The sequence below is a fragment of the Franconibacter sp. IITDAS19 genome (assembly GCF_023079515.1).
Lineage (GTDB): Bacteria > Pseudomonadota > Gammaproteobacteria > Enterobacterales > Enterobacteriaceae > Franconibacter > Franconibacter pulveris.
In genome coordinates, this window is the sequence record NZ_JALJCP010000008.1 from 389,837 (window position 1) to 414,095 (window position 24,259).

A 24,259-nucleotide genomic window follows, 5' to 3' on the forward strand; every position below is an offset into this window, starting at 1 on the left:
GAGCACCCTTTCTATGGAACTGACTTTTCTTGGCACTTCAGCGGGCGTTCCAACCCGCAACCGCAACGTAACGGCCATGGTGCTCAACCCTCTTCTTGCCCGGCCCGGTTTATGGTTATTCGACTGCGGCGAAGGCACCCAGCACCAGATGCTGCGCACTGCGTTTAACCCCGGCAGGATCGATAAAATCTTCATTACTCACCTTCACGGCGACCATATTTTCGGTCTGCCTGGGCTGCTGTGCAGCCGCTCGATGGCAGGCAGCGAGGCGCCGCTTACCATCTATGGGCCAGCGGGCATTCGGGAGTTTATTAACATGTCGCTTAAGCTCAGCGGCTCCTGGGCGGGCTTTCCGCTGACCATTCATGAAATCACAGAGGGGCTGGTGTTTGACGACGGGGAAATGAAGGTCAGCGCGGTAGCGCTTGCACATCCCGTCGAGTGTTATGGCTACCGCATTGAAGAACACGATAAACCCGGCAAGCTGGATGCCCAGCGGCTGACTCGCGCAGGGGTTGCGCCAGGCCCGCTCTTTCAGCGCCTCAAACGAGGCGAAACAGTAAGGCTGGAAGACGGCCGCGAGATTGACGGACGCGATTACCTGGGCGAACCGCAAAAAGGCAAAAAGCTGGCGATTTTCGGCGATACCGGCCCGACGCCGGGGGCATTGCGGCTGGCGCAAGAGGTAGACGTCATGGTGCATGAAACCACGCTTGAGGCGGCCATGGCGGAGAAAGCCAACAGCCGGGGCCACTCCACAACCCATCAGGCGGCGGAACTGGCGCGCGAGGCGCGGGCGCTCAGGCTCATCATGACCCATTTCAGCTCCCGCTATGACGCAGCGGCCTGCCTCCGGCTGCTGTCAGAGGCGCGCGCCATTTTCCCGGCGAGCGAACTGGCGGAAGATTTCCTGACTATCACGGTATAGCGCCCATAAAAAAACCGCCGACAAGCGGCGGTTTTTTCTTACATCGACAAGCTTATGGCATAACCTGCGCGGCCTGCACGGCGCCAGCCAGCGGCTGCGCCATTTGCACCAGCGTAATCAGCGGCTGCGGCCATACGCCAAGCACCAGCACCACCAGAGCGGAAAGCAGCACCACTACACCGCCGGCGCTCCACGCCCAATTGGACGGCGCGTCGCGGTTGAGCTGCTGAGGCGCGCTCAGGTAGAGGCTCACCGCCACACGCAGGTAGTAGTAGAGACCAATTGCGGAACCCACCACCACCGCCGCCGTCAACCACCACAGGCTCGACTGCACGCCCACGGCCAGCACGTAGAACTTACCGATAAAGCCAAGGGTCATCGGAATGCCCGCCAGCGACAGCATCATTACGGTCATGACGGCGGAGAGGATCGGACGGTGCCAGAACAAACCGCGGTAGGAGTAGAGTGAATCCGCGTCCGGGCCACGATACGGGCTGGACATCAGGCTCACCACGCCAAACGCGCCAAGGCTGCTGAACAGGTAACCGGCCAGGTAGACCCCAACAGTTTCCATCGACATCTGGCCGCTTTGCAGCGCAATCAGCGCCACCAGCAGGTAGCCCAGGTGAGAAATGGAGGAGTAGCCGAGCAGACGCTTGATGTTGGTCTGGCTCAGCGCCATCAGGTTACCGAAGATGATGGAGATAAAGGCAATAATGCCCAGCACTACGCGCACCGCCTCGCTGTCGCCAACCGGCGCATAGAGGAACAGACGCATCACCACGCCGAAAATAGCGATTTTGCTGGCGGTAGCGAGGAACGTAGAAACCGGCGCAGGCGCGCCCTGGTAAACGTCCGGCGTCCAGAGGTGGAACGGCACCAGAGAGAGTTTAAAGCCAAGACCGACAATCATCAGGCCAAGACCCGCCAGCAGCAGCGGTTCGTGCAGCATGTTGTCCGCCAGGCTCTTGCCGAGGCTGACAAACGACAGGCTGCCGGACTGCGCATACACCAGCGCCATACCAAACAGCAGGAAGGAAGAGGCCGCGGCAGAGAGAATGGTGTACTTGATGGCGGCTTCCAGCGAGCGTTTCTGGCGGAAAGCGTAACCAATCAGGCCAAACAGCGGCAGCGAAATAAGCTCAATGCCGAGGAACAGCGAGGCCAGATGGTTAGCGTTAGCCAGCAGAATGCCGCCGAGCGCGGCAATCAGCACCAGCAGATAAAACTCTTCTTTGTTATCCGGATAAGTCTGCAACCACGGATAGGCGAAGGTGCAAGTCGCAAGGCTCGCCAGCAATACCAGGCCGGTGTAGAGCATGGCGTAGCCGTCAACCCGCATCAGCGGGGTAACATCCATCGGCCCCACCTGGCCGACAAACCAGAGCGACAGCAGCGCGGCGTTCAGGCCGATGACCGACAGCGTGGCATTTAAAAAGTGGTTGCGTCGCCACGCAATGGAGAGCATCACAACCACTACCGTCAAGCCGACGACGAGCAGCGGTAGCAGCGCGATCAATTGTTGGAGTGATATTGTCATGGCGAATTACGGCCTTGTAGTAGAAACAGAATCAGTAAACCACTGCTGGATATTGCTCATCGCGGAATGCGATGTATCCAGAATCGGCTGCGGATAGAAGCCGAGCAGTACCAGAAGCGCCACCAGCAGCAGAATGATGAACAGCTCGCGCAGCGACATTCCGCGGATCTCCTGACGGGCCGCTTCGCTCTTCGGCTGACCGAAGTAAGCGCGGTGCAGCATCGCCAGTGAATAAACAGAGGCGAAAACCAGGCCGAAGGTCGAGATGACGGTGATCATCGGCACCACGTGGAAGCTGCCGAAGAGGATCATGAATTCGCCAACAAAGTTACCGGTGCCTGGCATACCCAGCGTCGCTACGGCGAAGAACATCGACATCGCCGGCAGCCATTTGATCTTGCTCCACAAACCGCCCATCAGACGCATGTCACGCGTGTGCAGACGCTCGTAAAGCTGACCGCAGAGAATGAAGAGGCCGGCGGCGGAAAGACCGTGGGCAATCATCTGGATAACCGCGCCCTGATAAGCCAGCTGGCTGCCGGTATAAATAGCAATCAGCACAAAGCCCATGTGGGAAACGGAGGTGTAAGCGATAAGGCGCTTAATATCGGTCTGCGAGAAAGCCATCCACGCGCCGTAGAAAATGCCAATAACGCCAAGCCACATGGCGATGGGAGCAAACTCCGCCGACGCGTTCGGAAACAGCGGCAGGGAGAAGCGCAGCAGGCCGTAGGCGGCAGTTTTCAGCAAAATGCCCGCGAGGTCGACAGAACCGGCGGTCGGCGCCTGGGAGTGGGCGTCCGGCAGCCAGCCGTGCAGCGGCACTACCGGCATTTTCACCGCAAACGCGATAAAGAAGCCGAGCATCAGCAGCCATTCCACGTTGTGGGACATCGGCGTTTTCAGCAGTTGCTGGTAGTTAAAGGTCCATTCTCCGGTCGCGCTGAAGTGAACAAACACCAGCGCCAGAATAGCGATCAGCATCACCAGACCGCTCGCCTGGGTGTAGATAAAGAACTTGGTGGCGGCGGTAATACGCGTCTTCCCGTCGGAGGCCTTATGGCCCCAGAGCGCAATCAGGAAGTACATCGGCACCAGCATCATTTCCCAGAAGAAGAAGAACAGGAACATATCAATGGCAAGGAAGACGCCGATTACGCCACCCAAAATCCACATCAGGTTGAGGTGGAAGAAGCCCTGATATTTCTCAATCTCGTTCCAGGAGCAGAGCACCGCCAGCACGCCGAGCAGGCCGGTCAGCACGACCATCAACAGGGAGAGCCCATCGATAGCGAGATGGATAGTAATGCCAAAGCGCGGGATCCACGGCAAAACAAATTCTGACTGCCACTGCGGCAACCCTGCCGCCTGCGTCAGTGAATAGCCGCCCTGCAACCAGAGTTGCAGCGAGAGCGCCAGCGTCAGCCCCATGGTAATCAGGGCAATCCAGCGTGGCATTTTTACGCCGAAGCGCTCCGTCTGCCAGCAGAAAAAGCCGCCGATAAAGGGAATCAATATTAGCCAGGGTAATAACATGGCAATCAATATTCCTTGTTAAAGTCCCGGACAGGCTCACTGCCATAGCCGCCTGTCCGCTGGGACCTGATTTTCAACGAATTCTCAGCAAAGAAAATTCACTTATTCTTGCAAACTCAACGCAATACCATCAGCAGCGCCAGCACCACGACCGCGCCGATGCTCATGGATGCCACATACCAGCGCAGATAACCGCTCTCGCTAAACAGCAGACCGCGGCCTGCGAAGCGGGAGAGGATAGCCGGAATGTTCATCAGCGCATTCAACGGATCGCGTTTCAGCAGCCAGGCGATACCGAGGAAAGGTTTGACGAAGACTTTGTCATACAGCCAGTCGAAGCCCCAGGCGTGGAACCACCATGTACCGAAGAAGCGGCCCGGCGCGCTGTTGGCCACAGAAGCGACCAGCGTGCGTTTGCCAAGCCACAGCCAGGCGGCAATCAGGATGCCGATGATGGCGATGGCGCCCGAAGCGATTTCCACTGTCATTTTGCCTTCGTGGCCGAAGTTGCTTTCCGGCAGCACGCCCGCCAGCGGCGGCGTGATCAGCGCACCCACAAAGGTGGAAAGCACCAGCAGAACGATTAGCGGCAGGTGGTGGGTAATCCCCTTCCCTGCATGAGCGTGAATTTTCTCTTCGCCGTGGAACACGATGAAAATCATGCGGAAGGTATAGATGGAGGTGAGGAACGCCCCCGCCAGACCCGCCAGCATTAAGTAGTTATGACCGTTGGCCGCTGCGCCCCACAGAATTTCATCTTTGCTGTAGAAGCCTGCGGTGATGATCGGCAACGCCGCCAGCGCCGCGCCGCCGACCAGGAAGCAGGCGTACACCAGCGGAATGGACTTGCGCAGCCCACCCATTTTAAAGATGTTCTGCTCGTGGTGGCACGCCAGAATGACGGAGCCGGACGAGAGGAACAGCAGCGCTTTAAAGAACGCGTGGGTCATCAGGTGGAAAATCGCCGCATCCCACGCCTGTACGCCAAGCGCCAGGAACATATAGCCAATCTGGCTCATGGTGGAGTAAGCGAGCACACGTTTGATGTCGGTCTGCACAAGAGCGGCAAAACCAGCCAGCACCAGCGTAATGGCGCCAACGATGCCGACCAGATGCAGCACGTCCGGCGTCATCAGGAACAGGCCGTGGGTGCGGGCAATCAGATAAACGCCCGCAGTAACCATGGTCGCCGCGTGGATCAGCGCGGAAACCGGCGTTGGGCCCGCCATCGCGTCCGCAAGCCAGGTTTGCAGCGGAAGCTGTGCAGATTTACCTACCGCGCCGCCAAGCAGCATCAGCGTCGCCCAGCGCAGCATTTCATTGCCGTTAGCAAAGTGCTGCGGCGCCAGTTCCACCATTTCGCGGAAGTTCAGCGTGCCGAGTTCGTTGTAGAGGATGAACAGCGCGAAAGCGAGGAAGACATCGCCCACGCGGGTGACGACAAACGCCTTCATCGCCGCTGCGCCATTCTTCGGATCGGTGTAGTAGAAGCCGATCAGCAGATAAGAACAGAGGCCCACGCCTTCCCAGCCGAGATACATCAGCAGCAGGTTATCAGCCAGTACCAGCACCACCATGCTCGCGATGAACAGGTTGGTATAGGCGAAGAAGCGAGAGTACCCCTCTTCGCCGCGCATATACCAGGAAGCGAACATGTGGATCAGGAAGCCTACGCCGGTCACCACGGAAAGCATGGTCAGCGACAGGCCATCCAGCACCAGGTTAACGCCGATATTAAAATCGCCCACCGACATCCAGGTCCACAGCGGCTGAGTGAAAGCCTGTTTGCCGTTGCTGAAGAAATCAAAGCCAACGATAGCGGTAACCAGCGCCGCCAGCCCGACAGAGCCCACTCCCACCGTGGCGGAAAGGTTTTCCGACCAGCGACCGCGCGAGAACGCGAGCAATACATAGCCAATCAATGGCAAAAGAATTGTTAACCAGAGGAGGTTCATCCACGCATCTCACTTACTGAATCGATATTCAGGTTCTGGCGACGGCGATGGAGTTGCAGCAGCAGCGCAAGGCCGATGCTCGCTTCCGCAGCCGCTAAGCTAATCGCCAGGATATACATCACCTGACCGTCGGTCTGGCCCCAGTAGCTGCCCGCGACCACAAAGGCGAGCGCGGCGGCGTTAATCATGATTTCCAGGCCAATCAGCATGAACAGCAGATTGCGACGGATAATAAGGCCGGTCAGTCCGAGGACGAACAGAATGGCCGCGAGGATGAGTCCATGTTGTAACGGGATCATACGTGCTCCTCCGTTTTTCTTTTCGCCTGTTCCGCAGGGGAACCGCCGCGCACGCTGACGACGTCGCCTGCCGACTCTTCACGACCGAGATGGAAGGCCACAACCAGGCCCGCCAGCAGCAGCATAGAAGCCAGTTCCACCGCCAGCACGTAAGGGCCGAACAGCGCCACGCCAACCTCTTTCGCGCTGACTGGCGTGCCGTCGATGCCTTGATCGTTAACGCCAAGAATGGCGTAGACCATCACCACCAGCAAAACGGCGGAGAGCAGGCCCGGACCAATCCAGAACTGCGGCTTAAGCCAGCCGCGCTCCTGCTCAATAACCGAGTTACCGAGGTTGAGCATCATCACCACGAACACGAACAGCACCATGATGGCGCCCGCATAGACGATGATTTCCAGCGCGCCGGCGAAATAAGCGCCCAGCGAGAAGAACACGCCTGCAATCGCCAGCAGCGAGATTATCAGGTACAGCAGCGCATGCACCGGATTAGTATGGGTAATCACCCGTACGGTGGTCAGGACCGCCACAAGGGCGCAGATATAAAACGCGAATTCCATTCCTGACTCCTTAAGGTAACAGGCTCTTGACGTCGATAGGCTTGGCTTCGTTCTCCGCCTCGCCCTTGTCTTTGCCGTCGATCGCCATACCCGCCATCCGGTAGAAGTTGTACTCCGGGTACTTGCCCGGACCGGAGATCAGCAGATCCTCTTTCTCGTAAACCAGATCCTGACGCTTGTACTCGCCCAGCTCGAAATCCGGCGTCAGCTGGATAGCGGTGGTCGGGCAAGCCTCTTCGCACATACCGCAGAAAATGCAGCGTGAGAAGTTGATGCGGAAAAACTCCGGATACCAGCGACCGTCTTTCGTCTCCGCTTTTTGCAAAGAGATACAGCCTACCGGGCAGGCTACCGCACACAGGTTACAGGCAACGCAGCGCTCCTGACCGTCCGGATCGCGCGTCAGCACGATACGGCCGCGGTAGCGCGGCGGCAGATAAACCGGCTCTTCTGGATACATGCGCGTTTCGCGTTTTGAGAACGCGTGCATGCCGATCATCCAGATACTGCGTAGTTGGGTGCCGAAACCAACCACTAATTCTTTTAATGTCATGGCTTAATCACCCCTTACGATGCCTGCCAGAGAATAACCGCGGCGGTTGCCAGCAAGTTGATAAGCGTCAGCGGCAGGCATACTTTCCAGCCAAAGGACATTACCTGGTCATAGCGAGGACGCGGCAATGCGGCGCGAATCAAAATAAACATCATCATGAAGAACGCGGTTTTGAGCGCGAACCAGATGAAAGGCGGTAACCACGGGCCATTCCAGCCACCGAAGAACAGGGTCACAATCAGTGCGGAAACGGTAACGATGCCGATGTATTCGCCCACAAAGAACAGACCGAACTTCATGCCGGAATATTCGATGTGATAACCATCGGCCAGTTCTTGCTCGGCTTCCGGCTGGTCAAACGGGTGACGGTGACACACCGCAACGCCCGCGATGGCGAAAGTCACAAAGCCAAAGAACTGCGGAATAACGTTCCACAGATGCGCCTGGTTATTGACGATGTCGGTCATGTTGAATGAACCCGCCTGCGCCACCACGCCCATCAGCGAAAGCCCCAGGAACACTTCATAGCTCAGCGTCTGGGCGGAAGCACGCATGGCGCCCAGCAGTGAGTATTTGTTGTTACTGGACCAGCCGGCGAACAGCACCGCATAAACCGCCAGACCCGCCATCATCAGGAAGAAGAGGATCCCGATGTTGAGATCGGCTACCACCCAGGTCGGGCTCACCGGCACGATGGCGAAGGCGAGCAGCAGCGAGGTGAAGGCGATCATCGGCGCCAGAGTAAAGATAACGCGGTCGGTAAACCGCGGAACCCAGTCCTCTTTGAAGAACATCTTGATCATATCCGCTACCAGCTGGAGCGAACCGCCCCAGCCCACGCGGTTCGGTCCATAGCGGTTCTGGAAGAGGCCCAGCAGACGACGCTCGCCGAAGCTCATAAACGCGCCGCAGCTAACCACGACCAGCAGGATGACCACCGCTTTCAGGATCCCGAGCAGGACGGCAATAACGTCCGGTGTTAACCAACTCATTGCGCAGCCTCCTGCAGATTTTCAAGACGAGCGCCCGCCAGCACCGGCGCGATGCCCGGCATCCCCATCGGCAGACCCACCTGCCCCGCCGCCAGCCCTTCGGAGAGTTGCAGCGGCAGGCTTACGGTCTGCCCTTCATAGCTGAAGGAGACCTTCGAGCCCGCGTTAACGCCAAGCTTCGCGGCATCTGCCGGGTTGAGCTTAATGTACGGCTGCGGCATACGCGTCTGGAAGACAGGTGAACGCTGAGACATCTCATCGCTGCCAAACAGGTGGTAGTACGGCGCGATGCGCCACTGCCCTTCCTGCGGCTGGAAGCGTTCCGGTACTACCGTAAAGTACTCCAGTTCGCCCGCAGAGGCCTCGATGAGGCGCACGCCAGGGTCGCCGTGACGCAGATGGCCGCCCACTTCGTCCTGGAATTTGTTCCAGGCCTGCGGGGAGTTCCAGCCTGGCGCCCAGGCGAACGGCACCTGAGAACGCGGCGCGTCCGGATGGTTGTTCCCTTCCATCGAGAAGGAGAACATGGTGTCTTTATCCTGCGGCTGACGCGGCTCGTGCACGCTGATGTTGGCGCGCATTGCGGTGCGACCGCTGTAGCGGTGCGGCTCACGCGCCAGTTTCTGACCGCGAATGCGGAAAGAGGCGTCCGGCGCCGCGTCTTTAATACCCGCCAGCTGCGGCAGCTTCGCGATACAGGCGTCGATAACATGGTCCAGCTGCGTCCAGTCCACTTCACGGCTTTGTACCGTGCTGTGCAGGGAGTGCAGCCAGCGCCAGCTTTCCAGCATAGTCGCTTTGCTGTCGTAGTAGTGCGGGTCGTACACCTGGAAGAAGCGCTGAGCGCGACCTTCGTTGTTAATCACGGTGCCATCGCTCTCGGCGAAGCTCGCGGTAGAGAGCACCAGATGTGCATGTTCCATAATCGCAGTGCGCTGATGATCGATAACCATCACCAGCGGCGCCTTCGCGAGCGCTGCGTTTACGCGGGTCGCGGAAGCGTGACGATGCAGGTCGTTTTCCAGCACGATCACCGCATCGGCGCTGCCGGTTTCAAGCTCGTGCAGCGCTTCATCCAGCGAGCCGCCGCCAATCATGCCAAGGCCAACGCTGTTTACCGCACGGGCAATCATGGTGATGCCGACATCCGCGCCGCGCCCTTTGAGGGCTTTCGCTACGTTTGCCGCCGCCTGGATAATCTCTGCGCTGCCGGCGTTAGTACCGGAAATAATCAGCGGCTTTTTCGCCCCGGCCAGCGCCTGAACGATGATATCCACTTTGTTTTGCAGGTCGCGGTCGAGCCCTTCTACTGCCGGAGCGGCAGCGTCGAGCGCGTTGGCGATAGCAAAGCCCAGACGCGCCTGGTCTTCTACCGGCGCACGGTAAGTCCATGCGGCGATATCATCCAGACGGGTGCTGTCAACGTTCGTGACGAACAGCGGGTGTTTGGCGTGCTGACCGATGTTCAGAATGGCCGCAATCTGCCAGTCGGCTACTTTCTGCGCCGCTGCCATTTCGCGCGCTTTCCCTTTCACCGCCTGACGAACCGCCAGCGCGGCGCGAGCGCCAGTCTGGGTCAGATCTTCACCCAGAATCAGTACGGCGTCGTAAGATTCAATTTCACGCAGCGCCGGCGTATGGATGCCGCTTTCGCGCAGCACTTTCAGCATCAGTTGCAAACGTTCCTGCTCGCCTGCAGCGATACCGGTATAGAAGTTTTCCGCACCCACCAGCTCACGCAGCGCGAAGTTGCTTTCCACGCTGGCGCGCGGCGAGCCGATGCCGATGACTTTCTTCGACTGGCGCAGAATATCCGCTGCGCCCTGCATCGCCTGCTCGGCGTTCAGGGTGATAAGGTCGTCGCCGCGGCGCTGCACCGGCTGACGCGGACGATCTTTCAGGTTCACGTAGCCATAGCCGAAACGACCACGGTCGCACAGGAAGTAATGGTTTACAGTGCCGTTGTAGCGGTTTTCAATGCGGCGCAGTTCGCCATAACGTTCGCCAGGGCTGGTGTTGCAGCCCAGCGAGCATTGCTGACAAATGCTTGGCGCAAACTGCATGTCCCACTTACGGTTGTAGCGCTCGGAGTGCGTTTTGTCGGTGAAAACGCCGGTCGGACAGATTTCTACCAGGTTACCGGAGAATTCGCTCTCCAGCACGCCATCTTCCGGACGACCGAAGTAGACGTTATCGTGCGCGCCGTAAACGCCCAGATCTTTGCCGTCGGCATAGTCTTTGTAGTAACGCACGCAGCGGTAGCAGGCGATACAACGGTTCATCTCGTGAGAGATAAACGGACCGAGATCCTGGTTGCGGTGAGTACGTTTAGTAAAACGGTAGCGGCGGAAGCTATGACCGGTCATGACAGTCATATCCTGCAGGTGGCAGTTGCCCCCTTCCTCACAGACCGGGCAGTCGTGGGGATGGTTGGTCATCAGCCATTCCACCACGCTTTCGCGGAACTGCTTCGCTTCAGCGTCATCAATTGAGATAAAGGTTCCATCGGATGCCGGAGTCATACAGGACATCACCAGGCGGCCACGGGTATCTTCCGCGTTCTGATATTGCTTTACCGCACACTGGCGGCAGGCACCGACGCTCCCCAGCGCCGGATGCCAGCAAAAGTAAGGAATATCAAGGCCGAGGGAGAGACACGCCTGCAGCAGGTTGTCCGCTCCGTCCACCTCGTATTCTTTGCCGTCTACATGAATCGTAGCCATAGTCAGCATGCTTCCAGTTGGCCCGGCTTAGCGCCGGGCGTTAATCAAAATTCTTTTATCCCTTGCCTCTCCCGGCAGGAGAGCGCTGGCGGCGCTTCTTTATCAGAAAAGCAGCCGCCTGAGGGGAATCACCAACGTGTTTTTAACAGGTTTGGCTGAATACCACTGATGCGATGGGTATTGCTGAAATCCTGTTTGATGCCCGCTTCGAATTCTTCACGGAAATATTTAATCGCGCTTTGCAACGGCTCTACGGCGCCTGGCGCATGGGCACAGAAGGTTTTACCTGGCCCCAGGAAGCGGCAAAGCTGCTCAAGGGTTTCGATATCGCCCGGTTGCCCTTCACCGCGCTCCAGCGCGCGCAGGATTTTCACGCTCCATGGCAAACCGTCGCGGCATGGCGTACACCAGCCGCAGGATTCGCGCGCGAAGAACTCTTCCAAGTTGCGCACCAGCGAAACCATGTTGATTTCGTGATCCACCGCCATCGCCAGCGCCGTACCCAGACGGCTGCCCGCTTTGCCGATGCTCGCAAATTCCATCGGCAGGTCGAGGTGAGCGTCGGTGAGGAAGTCTGTCCCTGCGCCGCCCGGCTGCCAGGCTTTAAACTTCAAACCATCGCGCATGCCGCCCGCGTAATCTTCCAGGATTTCACGCGCAGTAGTACCGAACGGCAGTTCCCAGACGCCCGGGTTTTTCACGCGACCGGAGAAGCCCATCAGCTTGGTGCCGTTGTCTTCGCTTTTCGACAGCCCCTGATACCACTCCACGCCGTTCGCGAGGATAGCCGGCACGTTGCAGAGCGTTTCTACGTTGTTTACGCAGGTCGGCTTGCCCCATACGCCGCTGGAGGCCGGGAATGGCGGCTTGGAACGCGGGTTGGCGCGACGGCCTTCCAGCGAGTTAATCAGCGCCGTCTCTTCGCCGCAGATATATCGGCCTGCGCCGGTATGCACGAAAAGTTCGAAGTCGAAACCGGAACCCAGAATGTTTTTGCCAAGCAGGCCCGCTTCGGTCGCTTCGGCAATAGCGCGGCGCAACCGTTCAGCGGCTTCAATGTATTCGCCGCGCAGGAAGATGTAGCCGCGGTACGCTTTCAGCGCGAAGGCGGAAATGAGCATGCCTTCCACCAGCAGGTGCGGCAGTTGCTCCATTAGCAGGCGGTCTTTATAAGTGCCCGGCTCCATCTCATCGGCGTTACACAGCAGGTAACGGATGTTCATGGATTCGTCTTTCGGCATCAGGCTCCATTTAAGACCCGTGGAGAAGCCCGCGCCGCCGCGGCCTTTCAGCCCGGCGTCTTTTACCGCATTAACGATCTCGTCCGGCGCCATGCCGGTCAGCGCTTTACGCGCGCCCGCATAGCCGTTTTTGCTCTGATATTCCTCAAGCCAGACCGGCTGTTTGTCATCGCGCAGACGCCAGGTCAGCGGATGGGTTTCGGCAGTACGAATAATGGTTTTCATTTGTACTGCTCCAGCAGGTCAGGGATAGTTTCCGGCGTCAGATAACTGTGAGTGTCCTCATCAATCATCATGGTCGGCCCCTTATCGCAGTTGCCAAGACAGCAGGTCGGCAGCAGCGTGAAGCGGCCGTCGAAAGTGGTCTGGCCCGGCTTGATCTGCAGGTGCTTTTCAATAGCGGACTGAATGCCCTGGTAGCCGGTGATATGGCATACCACGCTGTCGCAATAGCGAATAACATGGCGGCCTACGGGCTGGCGGAAGATTTGGCTGTAGAATGTCGCCACCCCTTCCACGTCGCTCGCCGGAATACCCAGCACGTCGGCAATAGCGTAAATGGCGCCGTCCGGCACCCAGCCACGCTGCTTCTGGACGATTTTTAGCGCTTCAATGGACGCCGCACGCGGGTCTTCATAGTGATGCTTTTCGTGCTCAATCGCCTCACGCTCTGCCGCACTCAGCTCAAAAGCCTCAGCCTGTGGTTGTTGATTTTCGTGCATAGTTAGCGATCCACATCAGACATTACAAAATCGATACTACCCAGATAGACGATAAGGTCGGAGACCAGGCTGCCGCGGATAACAGCAGGGATCTGCTGCAGATGCGGGAAGCTCGGCGTACGCACGCGGGTGCGGTAGCTCATGGTGCTGCCGTCGCTGGTCAGGTAGTAGCTGTTAATCCCTTTCGTCGCCTCGATCATCTGGAAAGATTCGTTGGCGGGCATCACCGGACCCCAGGAAACCTGCAGGAAGTGGGTGATCAGGGTTTCGATATGTTGCAGCGTGCGCTCTTTCGGCGGCGGCGTGGTCAGCGGGTGATCCGCCTTGAACGGGCCTTCCGGCATGTTGTTGAGGCACTGCTCAAGAATGCGCAGGCTCTGGCGCAGCTCTTCCACTTTCAACATCACGCGGGTGTAAGCGTCGCTGACGCCGCCGCCGAGCGGGATTTCAAAGTCAAAGTTTTCATAGCCAGAGTAAGGACGCGCCTTACGCACGTCGAAATCGATCCCGGTGGCGCGCAAGCCCGCACCGGTGGTGCCCCACTCCAGCGCCTCTTTCGCGCCGTAAGCGGCAACGCCCTGGGAGCGGCCTTTCAGAATGCTGTTGCGCAGCGCCGCTTTTTCATAAGAAGCGAGACGTTTCGGCATCCAGTCGAGGAATTCACGCAACAGGCGATCCCAGCCGCGCGGCAGGTCGTGCGCGACGCCGCCGATGCGGAACCAGGCCGGGTGCATACGAAAACCGGTAATCGCTTCGACCAGGTCGTAAATTTTCTGACGGTCGGTAAAGGCGAAGAAGACCGGCGTCATCGCCCCTACGTCCTGAATGAACGTAGAGATATAAAGCAGATGACTGTTGATGCGGAACAGCTCAGAAAGCATAACGCGAATCACGTTGACGCGATCCGGCACGACAATGCCCGCCAGCTTTTCAACCGCCAGCACATAAGGCATTTCGTTAACGCAGCCGCCGAGATATTCAATACGGTCGGTATACGGAATATAGCTGTGCCAGGACTGACGCTCGCCCATCTTTTCCGCGCCGCGGTGGTGATAACCGATATCCGGCACGCAGTCGACAATCTCTTCGCCGTCCAGCTGCAGAATAATGCGGAACGCACCGTGCGCTGACGGGTGGTTCGGGCCGAGGTTGAGGAACATGAAATCCTCATTCTCTGTGCTGCGTTTCATGCCCCAGTCTTCTGGTTTGAAGGTCAGCGCCTCCATTTCCAGATCCTGCTTGGCTTTAGTCAGCTCGAACGGATCGAATTCGGTCGCGCGTGCCGGGTAATCTTTACGCAGCGGGTGCCCTTCCCATGTCGGCGGCATCATGATGCGCGTCAGGTGCGGGTGGCCGTTAAAGGTGATGCCAAACATTTCCCAGGTTTCACGCTCATACCAGTTAGCGTTCGGGAAGAGTTTAGTAAACGTCGGCACGTTCAGGTCGTTTTCGCTGAGCGCTACTTTCAGCATGATGTCGCGGTTGCGATCGATAGAAAGCAGGTGGTAGAAAACGGAAAAATCCGCGGCGGGTAACCCTTCGCGGTGCGTGCGCAGTCGTTCGTCCATGCCATGCAAGTCATAGAGCATGACATAGGGTTTGGGGAGTTTTTTTAGAAAATCGCCAACTTCCAGTAATTGTTCGCGCTTAACCCACACTACCGGAACCCCGGTGCGGGTAGCCTGAACAGTAAAGGCATCCGGCCCAAAACGGTTACGCAGTTCGCCGATGACCGGGTCATCTAAATGATCCCGGGTTTGCCAGACTGGCTGGGCGGCTTCATGCGCGGTTAAATCGGTCATAGTAATCACCATTGCAATGGTTCTGTGGTGACTGACGGGAGTGGCTTCGCGCTGTTATAGAGTGATATGCAAAGAGAAGAACCACCGCCCGCAGGCGCAATTAAATTTCGTCTGGCGTACGCAAGTTTGTAACAGCAATACGTTCGCCGCGTTTACGTTCGCGCTCTGATTGCATATTGGCGCGATAAACGCCCTGATCGCCAACGACCCAGGACAGCGGGCGGCGTTCTTTGCCAATCGACTCCTGCAGCAGCATCAGCGCCTGCATGTAAGCTTCAGGACGCGGCGGGCAGCCAGGAATATAAACGTCAACCGGCAGGAACTTATCGACGCCCTGCACCACAGAGTAAATGTCGTACATACCGCCGGAGTTCGCGCAAGCGCCCATGGAGATAACCCATTTCGGCTCAAGCATCTGATCGTAGAGACGCTGAATCACTGGCGCCATCTTGGTAAATGGCGTACCCGCGATAACCATCAGATCCGCCTGACGCGGAGAGGCGCGCAGCACTTCTGCGCCGAAGCGAGCGACGTCATGCACTGCCGTAAACGATGTCACCATCTCTACGTAGCAGCATGAAAGGCCGAAGTTATAAGGCCAGATTGAGTTTTTGCGACCCCAGTTCACCATGTCGTGCAGGGCGTTCTCGAGTTTGCCCAGATAGACGGTGCGGTGAACCTGCTGTTCCAGGGGATCGGCGACAATCTCCTGTTTTTGCAGAGGGTAACGGTCGTTCTCACCGTTGGGATCTATGCGGGTGAGCGTGTAATCCATCTTATTGCCTCGCTGTTACTGCGTATGACGATTAGTGAGACCGCTCTGCTCAGGGTTAATACGCTCGCGACGTGAACGCGCGGGCGTCCAGTCCAGCGCGCCGATACGCACCAGATAAACCAGACCAGCCAGTAGCACTAAAATGAAAATTGCGGCTTCGACAAAGCCGACCCAACCGCTTTCGCGAATCGATGTCGACCATGCGTAGAGATAAAGGGCTTCAACGTCAAAGATGACGAAGAACATAGCCACCAGATAGAACTTTGCGGAAAGACGCAAGCGGGCGGTGCCCACCGAATCGATACCTGATTCAAAAGGAATGTTTTTGTGCCTCGCGCGTGCGCGTCCGCCTAAGAACCAGGCGCCTGCCAGCATCAGGCAACACAAACCAATTGCAACAATAAGAAAGATAGCGAATGCCCAGTGATGAGCGATGACTTCAGTGGATGTTGACATACGCATTGCTTAACTCAAAAAGTGGCGCTAAGACCCCTGCTCTTGCTGGCAGATGAACACCACATCGATTTAAAGGGAGGAACAATAAACCTTACAATCACTACCAGAATTGTGATTTAGGCAGCAAATTGATGGGGTTTTTTACTCCTTTCTATAACCTTTTGTCAACTTTAACAAAAGAATCCTCACATTAGTTTACATCCACGCAACCCTATTAACATTTGATGCCGTTTTACAACCCATTTTGTTGCCTGAACGCCATTTTTAGCGCTGTTGAATCGTGTCCGTAAAGTGAGTTGATTAAAATTGCCTCCTTATTCTGGCAGGAAATGGCAACTATTCATCCCCCTTAGCAGGGGTATTTTCTTGATCTGAGACACGCTTTTGTTAATTTCTAGCAAAAAAGAACAACAATGCTGGTCAATTTTTAACAAGGCGACGGGTTTTTAGGCAAAAGTACGTGGAAATGTCAGCCGCAGGAAAGCACAATCAATACCCGTAAAAAATCGCGGGAATTAAACATTCTGCGCACTTGTCTTTGCGGACTATCGATGTGAATTGTGTAAAAATAAGCCCTTTAAGAGTTTAAAGGGCGCTGAAGGGGCTTTCTGACAGTTTACAAATTGTTACCAGTTTATCGCTTCGATTATTCGAAATCGCCGTCAGGCATCATTGAGTCATCGTCGTCATCCGCCGTTGCGGCGTAATTCCATGGGGTGTAGCTGTTTTCCATGGACTGGAATATGACCTGAGCAAGATCGTTCTGCCCTTTCGGATTACGGCACAGCAAGTATTGCGTTTCCGGCATTATCGGCAAGCCTTCAGAGGCGCCGAGCACCCGCAAATCCGGACTCATCATTTCGACTGGCCGCGCAGTAACGCCAAGGCCCGCCTTAACCGCCGCCCGCACAGCAGGAAGCGTAGAAGCGACATAAGCGATGCGCCAGGGAAGTTTCGCCGCGTTAAGACTCTCAAGGATAACGTCACGTGAAGCGCTGCTTTCATCCAGCAGAACCAGAGGAATGGGCTCCCCTTTTTGCAGATTATAATCCGCCGCGCAATACCACATCGTCGGCGACGTCCGCAGCACGAGACTCTCAAAATTTGGGGGACAGGCGGTAGCGACAACAAGGTCGACTTCCTGTTGATTGAGCATTTCTAAAATAAACGGGGTGCGTTTAACGCGCACATCGAGCGCTAACTTCGGATAAACCGAACTAATGCGGTTTAAAAGGAAGGGCAAAATGGTATCGGCTGACTCATCCGAAGCGCCAATCGTCAGCACCCCTTGCAGGCTGCTAAACATTAATGATGTGCATGCTTCATCGTTGAAGCGAAGAATTTTTCGCGCATAGCCAAGCAACTGAATGCCATGTTCAGTCAATAATTTATTACGACCGTGGCGTGCGAACAGCTCTTTTCCCACCAGCTGTTCCAGGCGCTGCATCTGCTGGCTTACTGCCGATTGCGTTCGGCATACCGCCGCCGCCGCCGCTGCAAAGGTATTCAGATCGGCAACCGCCACAAAGGTCCGGAGCAGATCGAGGTCAAGATTAAGGATCGGACGATTTGCATTTATCATATTGTTATTCACTGTCAGGTTACGCTACCAGGCGGCCTTGGTTTAAAAGCTATGTGTCGTAAAGAAGGCAATTCCATTTGGCGTGCGCATCCGGCTTCGATCAACAAGGGCAAACTACTCTTATTTTCCGAGGTTATTGCAGCACGAAAATCCGGCTAAGCTTACTTTTAATAAATAAAGTTAATGCCATACATTCAAATATTTTGCACATTCATCCGGTATATTTAATTAAATTACTGGCGGTGCACTTGAATTTTTACCGATTGGCTACAGCGAGGCCATTAGGGGCTTTCCTCTTATATGAAAGCCACGTTATGCTGAAGCTAAGCACCGCTCGGGAATATCGATAAGAAACAATTAAGTATCACGATAAACTGGCGAAACAGGTGTGATACCCGGCAGAGACGCCAGGGAATCGACATCAGTAACCAGGTCATACTATCTCATATTGAGGATTTTTTTAATAGCCTACGCAAATTATCGAAGTATTCCTAATAAGCTGTTTATAAATACATACTTAATAAAGGCAACGTTAAAAGTTATATTAAATAAACTTTATTATTTCTTATTATTAAAAGCGCAAAACGTAACAAAGGATTCACAACAATAGCCGCTTTTTACCGGTCATTTCCAGGATTGATGAGCAGGGTTAATATTCATTTTTTTAGAGTGATCGCCGCTTAACGTGACCCGAAGAGAGAAAATAGGGCTTGCGTCCGCCGCGATTGTTATAACTTACCATAAAACCATCATTAACCAGGTTAATAATCTGCAAACAAAAAATAATTTAGACATTTAATTCGCAAAATTCAATCGCTAAAGCTTCTTTTTTAAACAAACCGCTTTTGAAGAATAGAAGAAACCTAACGACTTCGCACTTCAAAAGCCGTAACGGGAGGAGTACATTGTCGCCACCCGTTTCCACGGCAGGACGCGGGATAACATTGAAGGTCAGATCCATGTCACCCATCGAAAAATCCAGCAAACTTGATAATGTCTGTTACGACATCCGCGGCCCGGTGCTTAAAGAAGCAAAGCGTCTGGAAGAGGAAGGCAATAAAGTCCTGAAACTCAATATCGGCAACCCTGCCCCATTCGGGTTCGACGCCCCGGATGAAATACTCGTCGATGTGATTCGCAACCTGCCCACCGCGCAGGGCTATAGCGATTCAAAAGGTCTCTATTCCGCCCGTAAAGCTATCATGCAGCATTATCAGGCGCGGGGAATGCGCGATGTGACCGTAGAGGATATCTACATCGGCAATGGGGTGTCTGAACTGATCGTTCAGGCTATGCAGGCGCTGCTTAACAGCGGTGATGAAATGTTAGTGCCGGCGCCGGATTACCCGTTATGGACGGCGGCCGTCTCTCTCTCCAGCGGTAAAGCGGTGCATTACTTGTGTGATGAATCCTCCGACTGGTTCCCGGACCTGGACGACATTCGCGCAAAAATCACTCCCCGCACGCGCGGCATCGTTATCATCAACCCGAATAACCCCACCGGCGCAGTCTATTCAAAAGAGTTACTGCTGGAAGTGGTCGAAATTGCGCGCCAGCATAATCTCATAATTTTTGCGGACGAAATTTACGACAAAATTCTTTATGACGACGCAGAACACCACTCTATCGCCGCGCTGGCGCCGGATCTGCTGACTGTCACTTTTAACGGGTTATCGAAAACTTACCGCGTCGCGGGTTTCCGTCAGGGCTGGATGGTGCTGAACGGACCGAAAAAGCATGCCAAAGGCTATATCGAAGGGCTTGAGATGCTTGCCTCGATGCGACTGTGCGCTAATGTGCCGGCGCAACATGCGATTCAGACCGCGCTTGGCGGCTACCAGAGCATCAGCGAATTTATCGTGCCGGGCGGACGGCTATACGATCAGCGCAACCGCGCCTGGGAATTGATCAATGATATTCCAGGAGTCAGCTGCGTGAAACCGCGCGGCGCGCTCTATATGTTCCCAAAGATTGACGCTAAGCGCTTTAATATCCACGACGACCAGAAAATGGTGCTGGACTTTCTGTTGCAGGAAAAAGTGCTGCTGGTACAAGGCACTGCGTTCAACTGGCCGTGGCCGGACCATGTGCGCATCGTTACCTTGCCGCGTATCGATGAGCTGGATTTAGCCATTACTAAATTCGGCCGTTTCCTTTCGGGTTACCATCAGTAAAACGTTCAGGGGAAGATTTGCATCTTCCCCCGCCTCCCTCCACAATGGTTTTTTGTCGCGGTAACAGACAGAGCCCATTATGAATCAGAGTCACTTCTTCGCTTATCTTTCCCGTCTTAAACTTATCAATCGCTGGCCGCTGATGCGCAACGTGCGTACGGAAAATGTCTCCGAGCACAGTCTGCAGGTGGCGATGGTGGCGCACGCCCTGGCGGTGATTAAGAACCGCAAGTTTGGCGGCGAGCTGAATGCTGAGCGTATTGCTCTGCTGGCGATGTATCACGACGCCAGCGAAGTGTTGACCGGCGATTTGCCGACGCCGGTAAAATATTTCAACACGCAAATCGCCCATGAGTACAAGGCCATCGAGAAGATTGCCCAACAAAAACTGGTGGAGATGGTGCCGGAAGAACTGCGCGATCTTTTCGCGCCGTTGATTGATGAGCACCATTACAGCGATGAAGAAAAAGCAGTAGTAAAACAGGCGGATGCGCTATGCGCTTATCTGAAATGCCTTGAAGAGCTCTCTGCCGGCAACAACGAATTTTTACTGGCAAAAAGCCGCCTGGAAAAAACGCTTGATGAGCGGCGCAGCGCCGAAATGGACTATTTCATTGAGATGTTTGTCCCAAGCTTCCATCTTTCGCTGGATGAGATAAGCCAGGACTCCGCGCTTTAATCCGCTGCCCGCTTCAGAAAGGGAACAACAGCGGGATCATCACTACGCAGATGATCATCACCATCAGCGTAAAGGGTACGCCGAGTTTCACAAAATCGCTGAATGAGTAACGCCCCGGCCCCAACACCAGCGTATTGACGGGCGACGAGACCGGGGTCATAAAGGCGGCGGATGCCGCCATCGCCACCGCCATAGCGAAAGGATAAGGCGATACGCCCATGGATTTCGCCGCCGCTAACGCGACAGGGGCCATCAGCACAGCCGTCGCGGTATTGGAGATAAACAGCCCCGTCGCCGCGCACAAAACAAACAGACACGCCAGCATCGCCTGAGGACCATAACCGCCGCCGAGCTCCATCAGCCCGCGTACCACCAAGTCGACGCCACCGGTTTTTTGCAGCGCCAGCGCAAAAGGCATCATGCCGACGATAAGAATAATGCTCGGCCAATGGATCGCCTTATAAGCGCTTTGCAAATCGATACAGCGAAATTTGCCCATCAGCAGACAGGCGATGATCGCGGCGATGGGGTTGGGAATTTCATCGGTCAACATCATCGCCACCATAAGCGCCAGGCAAAAAATAGCATGCGGCGCCTGGCTATGGGCGGGCGAGGCATCGCTTTCCTCTACCGGCAAATTAAGCACCAGGAAGTCATGGCCCCTGCCCCCTAGCTTGCTGATGAGTTTCCAGTCTCCGACTACCAGCAAGATATCGCCAAGCATCAGCGGCTCATCAACGATGGCGCCTTTCAGCGCCGCGCCGTCTCGCCGCAGCCCTACGACATTCAGCCCATAACGTGTGCGAAAACCGATTTCGCGCACGCTTTTACCAATGATTTCCGATTCCGGTATCAGCGACACTTCCGCCATCCCGACATCCAGCGCCTGGTCAGAGAAATATTCGCCGCGCAGGATCATCGGTTCAAGCTGCTGTTCGCTGCAAAACTGACGCAGGTCCACTTCAGGGTCGGACATATCTATCAGCAGCACGTCGCGGGCGCGAAACTCCGTGACGCCCGTCACGTTTACGATAACCCGGCGAAAGCGCCGCCAGCGCTCAAGGCCAATCACATTCGCACCATAGCGCTCGCGCAATTTCAAATCGTCCAGCCGATGGCCGACCATCGGCGAACCCGGACGAATCGCCAGCCGGCGGGCGCGGCCCGTAAGATGATAATCTTTAATCAGATCGCGAAAGGTGCGGCGTTTCCAGCTTGCCTGGTCTGCGGCGCCGCTCACTTTGAGCATGAAGCGAAACAGCAGCATGTAGACGATGCCGCAAAGCAGAATCGCCAGCCCAAGCGGCGTGACGTCAAAGAACTCAAACCCTTTAAACCCTTCGCGCAGCAGCTCGCTGTTAACCACCAGATTGGGCGGCGTGGCGACCAGCGTCATCATGCCGCTGATAAGCCCGGCGAAGCTCAGCGGCATCATCAGGCGCGAAGGCGAAATTTTCATGCGCGAGCAGACGCTAAGCACCACCGGAATGAAAATGGCCACGACGCCAGTCGAGCTCATAAACGCACCCAGCCCCGCGACGGTGAGCATAAGCAGGATAAGCATTCTGGTTTCGCTGCTTCCCGCCACGCTCATCAGCCACGAGCCCATTTTGGTGGCGACGCCGGTGCGCACCAGGCCATCGCCGATGATAAACAGCGCGGCGATAAGAATGACGTTAGGATCGCTAAAGCCTGCAAAGGCTTCGTTGAGTGTTAAGGTGCCGCTTAAGACAAACGCGATGATAACCAGCAGCGCCACGGCGTCCATACGCACCTTGCCGGTAGCGAAAAGCGCCACCGCTACCGCCAGCAGACTGAGTACCCAAATCAGTTCACCGTTCACAACCTGTCCTTGTTTTCATGGCGCCCGGTTATGCCGGGTTCAGTGGTTTGCCTGAAAGAGAAGCACGGCGAGAAACCATTTCTCGCCGTGATGGAAGGTTAACAATAACCGGTTCGCGCAGAGGCGATCCGGGGTTACATCATGAATGCGTCTTTTTACTGACGCTAACGGTGCCGTCCGGCATTTTTTCAATCGTCAGCTCATCCAGACGCGTAATGACCAGCGCAGCTTCATCCAGACGCGGCGTGGTTTCAGGCGCGTTTACCGCAATGACGGGCGAACCAGCGGCAAGGCCGGAATGAATGCCCGCCGGGGCATCTTCCACAACCGCGCATTCTTCAGGCGCCAGGCCCAGCAGCTGCGCGCCAAGCAAGTAAGCATCCGGCTCTGGTTTCCCCCGCTTAACCCGCTCCGCCGTGACGAACACTTCCGGCAGCGGCAGCTCGCTTGCCTTACGGCGCGCCGAGGCGACCGGCATTGAACCTGAGGTCACAATAGCCCAGGGAATGTCCGCCTCGTTCAATTGCGCGAGCAGCGCCTTCGCGCCCGGGAGCGCCACAATACCTTCGGTATCGGAAGCTTCAATTTGCTCGAGTCGGGAAAACTCGGCGGCAATCTCCTCTTCACTCCGGCCGGGCATAAAATGGCGCAGCGAGGTAATGGCCTGCTTGCCATGAATAAAGCTTAAAACCTCTTCATGGCTGATGCCGAAACGATCGGCCCAGCTGCACCAGGCGCGCTCAACGGTCGCCAGCGAATCCACCAGCGTACCGTCGAGGTCGAACAAAAATCCTTTACACTTCACATGCAGCTCCCGTCAGGCGTTAGTAATTTGCATAATTTCATTGGCGCTCAGGTGATACTGACGCGGGCAGGACTGCCATACCTTCAGCATGCGCTGGTATTTTTCCCACATCGGGGTTTGCGCATTAAAGCCGTGCGTGCCCGCGTCGAAATGCGTGTAGCGTCCTTCGGTGTTGACCATAAAACGTACGTAGCCGAGGTAACGCGCTTCGGTGGCAGCGTCAAAGCCAAGAAACGTCACGCGGCGCTCGTCAATCGTCTGGTTATCTTTCAGGTTTTCCCGGGAGACGCGTAGCGCGTGATACATTTCCATAATGTCGATAACGGTGCGGCAGGTCTCTTCGGGAAGCTGGCCGAAATCACGATCCAGTTCGCGCATTTGCAGGCCGTAGCCGCGCTCAATAATCGTCTGCAGACGACGATAACGCTCGGCATTATCCGGGTCGAGCATGGTCATCATTTTGTACTGATTCGAGAGGATCAGACGTTGGGCGTTGGTCATTTCCATTATTGACTCCTGAGCGCGTAGCGCGCGCATAAAAGGCCTGAGAGCACAGAAAAAGTGTGCCTTCCTTTATATGCGCAACCCGGGGTCAATTACAAATCATCAAGGAAAGTTTTGTCGAGCTGCTTAAACGCGCGCTTTAACGTATCGGCCAGCGCCTGATAGTCGGGCTTGCCTTCGACCGGCGCCAGCGCCTGTCCCGCCTCCTGCAGCTTGCCGCGCACTTCGTAAAACCATTGCAATACCGAAGGTGGCAACGGCGTGACCGAACGTTTGCCAAGCCACCACAGCCCCTGCATCGGCAGGCTCAGGGCGAATAGCGCGGTCGCGACCGCCGGACCCAGCTGCCCGCCAAGGGCAATTTGCCAACATAACGTAAATACAGCAATCGGCGGCATAAAGCGGATTGCATGGCGGGTGGCGCGGATAACGCGGTTTTCAACAAAGACGGGAGCGAGGCGTTTTTCAAGAGGCCACGTCTTCGCATAGTGCTGCCCACGACGGAACAGACTGAAGAAACTCACCGGGCGATTTTCGGGTGTAGACATGGCGTCACCTCAACTTCAAGTATAAAAAATAAAATAATCGTG

Annotated in this window: 21 protein-coding genes; 3 read left to right on the forward strand and 18 right to left on the reverse strand. The window is 56.0% G+C overall.

Features of this window, described 5'->3' with window-relative positions; genetic code table 11:
- The first annotated feature begins 13 nt into the window (after window positions 1-13).
- Window positions 14-928: a ribonuclease Z gene (gene rnz, locus MT962_RS18925; RefSeq protein WP_024560394.1), complete on the forward strand. Its 915-nt coding sequence runs from the start codon at window positions 14-16 to the stop codon at window positions 926-928.
- A gap of 52 nt (window positions 929-980) precedes the next feature.
- Here the strand turns inward: rnz and nuoN are convergent, their stop codons facing one another.
- From nuoN to lrhA, 14 genes are all read right to left on the reverse strand, one after another.
- Entirely contained in the window at window positions 981-2,468 is a 1,488-nt protein-coding gene (nuoN, locus tag MT962_RS18930) for an NADH-quinone oxidoreductase subunit NuoN (protein ID WP_024556234.1), read from the reverse strand.
- A 6-nt stretch (window positions 2,469-2,474) separates the two neighbouring features.
- A complete protein-coding gene (gene nuoM / locus MT962_RS18935) occupies window positions 2,475-4,004 on the reverse strand; it encodes an NADH-quinone oxidoreductase subunit M (protein WP_024556233.1) in 1,530 nt (509 codons plus the stop codon).
- A 116-nt stretch (window positions 4,005-4,120) separates the two neighbouring features.
- Window positions 4,121-5,959 carry an NADH-quinone oxidoreductase subunit L gene (gene nuoL, locus MT962_RS18940; protein WP_247366221.1) on the reverse strand — a complete coding sequence of 613 codons (1,839 nt, stop codon included), beginning with the start codon at window positions 5,957-5,959 and terminating at the stop codon, window positions 4,121-4,123.
- Window positions 5,956-6,258, reverse strand: coding sequence for an NADH-quinone oxidoreductase subunit NuoK (gene nuoK, locus MT962_RS18945; RefSeq protein ID WP_024556231.1), 303 nt, complete (start codon window positions 6,256-6,258; stop codon window positions 5,956-5,958). The genes nuoL and nuoK overlap by 4 nt, the downstream gene beginning before the upstream one ends.
- The gene (gene nuoJ, locus MT962_RS18950) at window positions 6,255-6,818 is read right to left on the reverse strand and encodes an NADH-quinone oxidoreductase subunit J (RefSeq protein ID WP_247366222.1); all 564 of its coding nucleotides are present in this window, start codon (window positions 6,816-6,818) and stop codon (window positions 6,255-6,257) included. The genes nuoK and nuoJ overlap by 4 nt, the downstream gene beginning before the upstream one ends.
- 10 nt (window positions 6,819-6,828) lie before the next feature.
- The gene (gene nuoI / locus MT962_RS18955; protein WP_024556229.1) at window positions 6,829-7,371 is read right to left on the reverse strand and encodes an NADH-quinone oxidoreductase subunit NuoI; all 543 of its coding nucleotides are present in this window, start codon (window positions 7,369-7,371) and stop codon (window positions 6,829-6,831) included.
- Window positions 7,372-7,385: 14 nt separating this feature from the next.
- Window positions 7,386-8,363: an NADH-quinone oxidoreductase subunit NuoH gene (nuoH, locus tag MT962_RS18960; protein ID WP_024556228.1), complete on the reverse strand. Its 978-nt coding sequence runs from the start codon at window positions 8,361-8,363 to the stop codon at window positions 7,386-7,388.
- On the reverse strand, window positions 8,360-11,086 hold the full coding sequence (gene nuoG, locus MT962_RS18965) for an NADH-quinone oxidoreductase subunit NuoG (protein WP_024556227.1): 2,727 nt from the start codon (window positions 11,084-11,086) through the stop codon (window positions 8,360-8,362). The genes nuoH and nuoG overlap by 4 nt, the downstream gene beginning before the upstream one ends.
- 128 nt (window positions 11,087-11,214) lie before the next feature.
- Window positions 11,215-12,552, reverse strand: coding sequence for an NADH-quinone oxidoreductase subunit NuoF (gene nuoF, locus MT962_RS18970; protein WP_024556226.1), 1,338 nt, complete (start codon window positions 12,550-12,552; stop codon window positions 11,215-11,217).
- Complete coding sequence (gene nuoE / locus MT962_RS18975) at window positions 12,549-13,049, reverse strand: NADH-quinone oxidoreductase subunit NuoE (protein WP_024560395.1); 501 nt, start codon at window positions 13,047-13,049, stop codon at window positions 12,549-12,551. The genes nuoF and nuoE overlap by 4 nt, the downstream gene beginning before the upstream one ends.
- Before the next feature lie 2 nt (window positions 13,050-13,051).
- The gene (gene nuoC / locus MT962_RS18980) at window positions 13,052-14,863 is read right to left on the reverse strand and encodes an NADH-quinone oxidoreductase subunit C/D (protein ID WP_024556224.1); all 1,812 of its coding nucleotides are present in this window, start codon (window positions 14,861-14,863) and stop codon (window positions 13,052-13,054) included.
- A gap of 88 nt (window positions 14,864-14,951) precedes the next feature.
- Window positions 14,952-15,626 carry an NADH-quinone oxidoreductase subunit B gene (locus tag MT962_RS18985; RefSeq protein WP_024552772.1) on the reverse strand — a complete coding sequence of 225 codons (675 nt, stop codon included), beginning with the start codon at window positions 15,624-15,626 and terminating at the stop codon, window positions 14,952-14,954.
- Window positions 15,627-15,641: 15 nt separating this feature from the next.
- The gene (gene nuoA, locus MT962_RS18990) at window positions 15,642-16,088 is read right to left on the reverse strand and encodes an NADH-quinone oxidoreductase subunit NuoA (protein ID WP_034882306.1); all 447 of its coding nucleotides are present in this window, start codon (window positions 16,086-16,088) and stop codon (window positions 15,642-15,644) included.
- A gap of 640 nt (window positions 16,089-16,728) precedes the next feature.
- Window positions 16,729-17,664 carry a transcriptional regulator LrhA gene (gene lrhA / locus MT962_RS18995; protein WP_024560396.1) on the reverse strand — a complete coding sequence of 312 codons (936 nt, stop codon included), beginning with the start codon at window positions 17,662-17,664 and terminating at the stop codon, window positions 16,729-16,731.
- Window positions 17,665-18,623: 959 nt separating this feature from the next.
- On the opposite strand from lrhA, the gene alaA reads away from it, so the two are divergent.
- The gene (gene alaA / locus MT962_RS19000; protein WP_024556220.1) at window positions 18,624-19,838 is read left to right on the forward strand and encodes an alanine transaminase AlaA; all 1,215 of its coding nucleotides are present in this window, start codon (window positions 18,624-18,626) and stop codon (window positions 19,836-19,838) included.
- Between the two features lie 79 nt (window positions 19,839-19,917).
- Complete coding sequence (gene yfbR / locus MT962_RS19005; RefSeq protein WP_024556219.1) at window positions 19,918-20,517, forward strand: 5'-deoxynucleotidase; 600 nt, start codon at window positions 19,918-19,920, stop codon at window positions 20,515-20,517.
- A gap of 13 nt (window positions 20,518-20,530) precedes the next feature.
- On the opposite strand, the gene MT962_RS19010 is transcribed toward yfbR, so the two are convergent.
- From MT962_RS19010 to yfbV, 4 genes are all read right to left on the reverse strand, one after another.
- Complete coding sequence (locus MT962_RS19010; protein WP_024560399.1) at window positions 20,531-22,360, reverse strand: SLC13 family permease; 1,830 nt, start codon at window positions 22,358-22,360, stop codon at window positions 20,531-20,533.
- Between the two features lie 139 nt (window positions 22,361-22,499).
- Window positions 22,500-23,165 carry a sugar phosphatase gene (locus MT962_RS19015; RefSeq protein ID WP_024556217.1) on the reverse strand — a complete coding sequence of 222 codons (666 nt, stop codon included), beginning with the start codon at window positions 23,163-23,165 and terminating at the stop codon, window positions 22,500-22,502.
- A gap of 12 nt (window positions 23,166-23,177) precedes the next feature.
- Entirely contained in the window at window positions 23,178-23,672 is a 495-nt protein-coding gene (locus MT962_RS19020) for a YfbU family protein (RefSeq protein ID WP_024552764.1), read from the reverse strand.
- A gap of 89 nt (window positions 23,673-23,761) precedes the next feature.
- Window positions 23,762-24,217: a terminus macrodomain insulation protein YfbV gene (gene yfbV / locus MT962_RS19025; protein ID WP_024556216.1), complete on the reverse strand. Its 456-nt coding sequence runs from the start codon at window positions 24,215-24,217 to the stop codon at window positions 23,762-23,764.
- Between the last annotated feature and the right edge of the window lie 42 nt (window positions 24,218-24,259).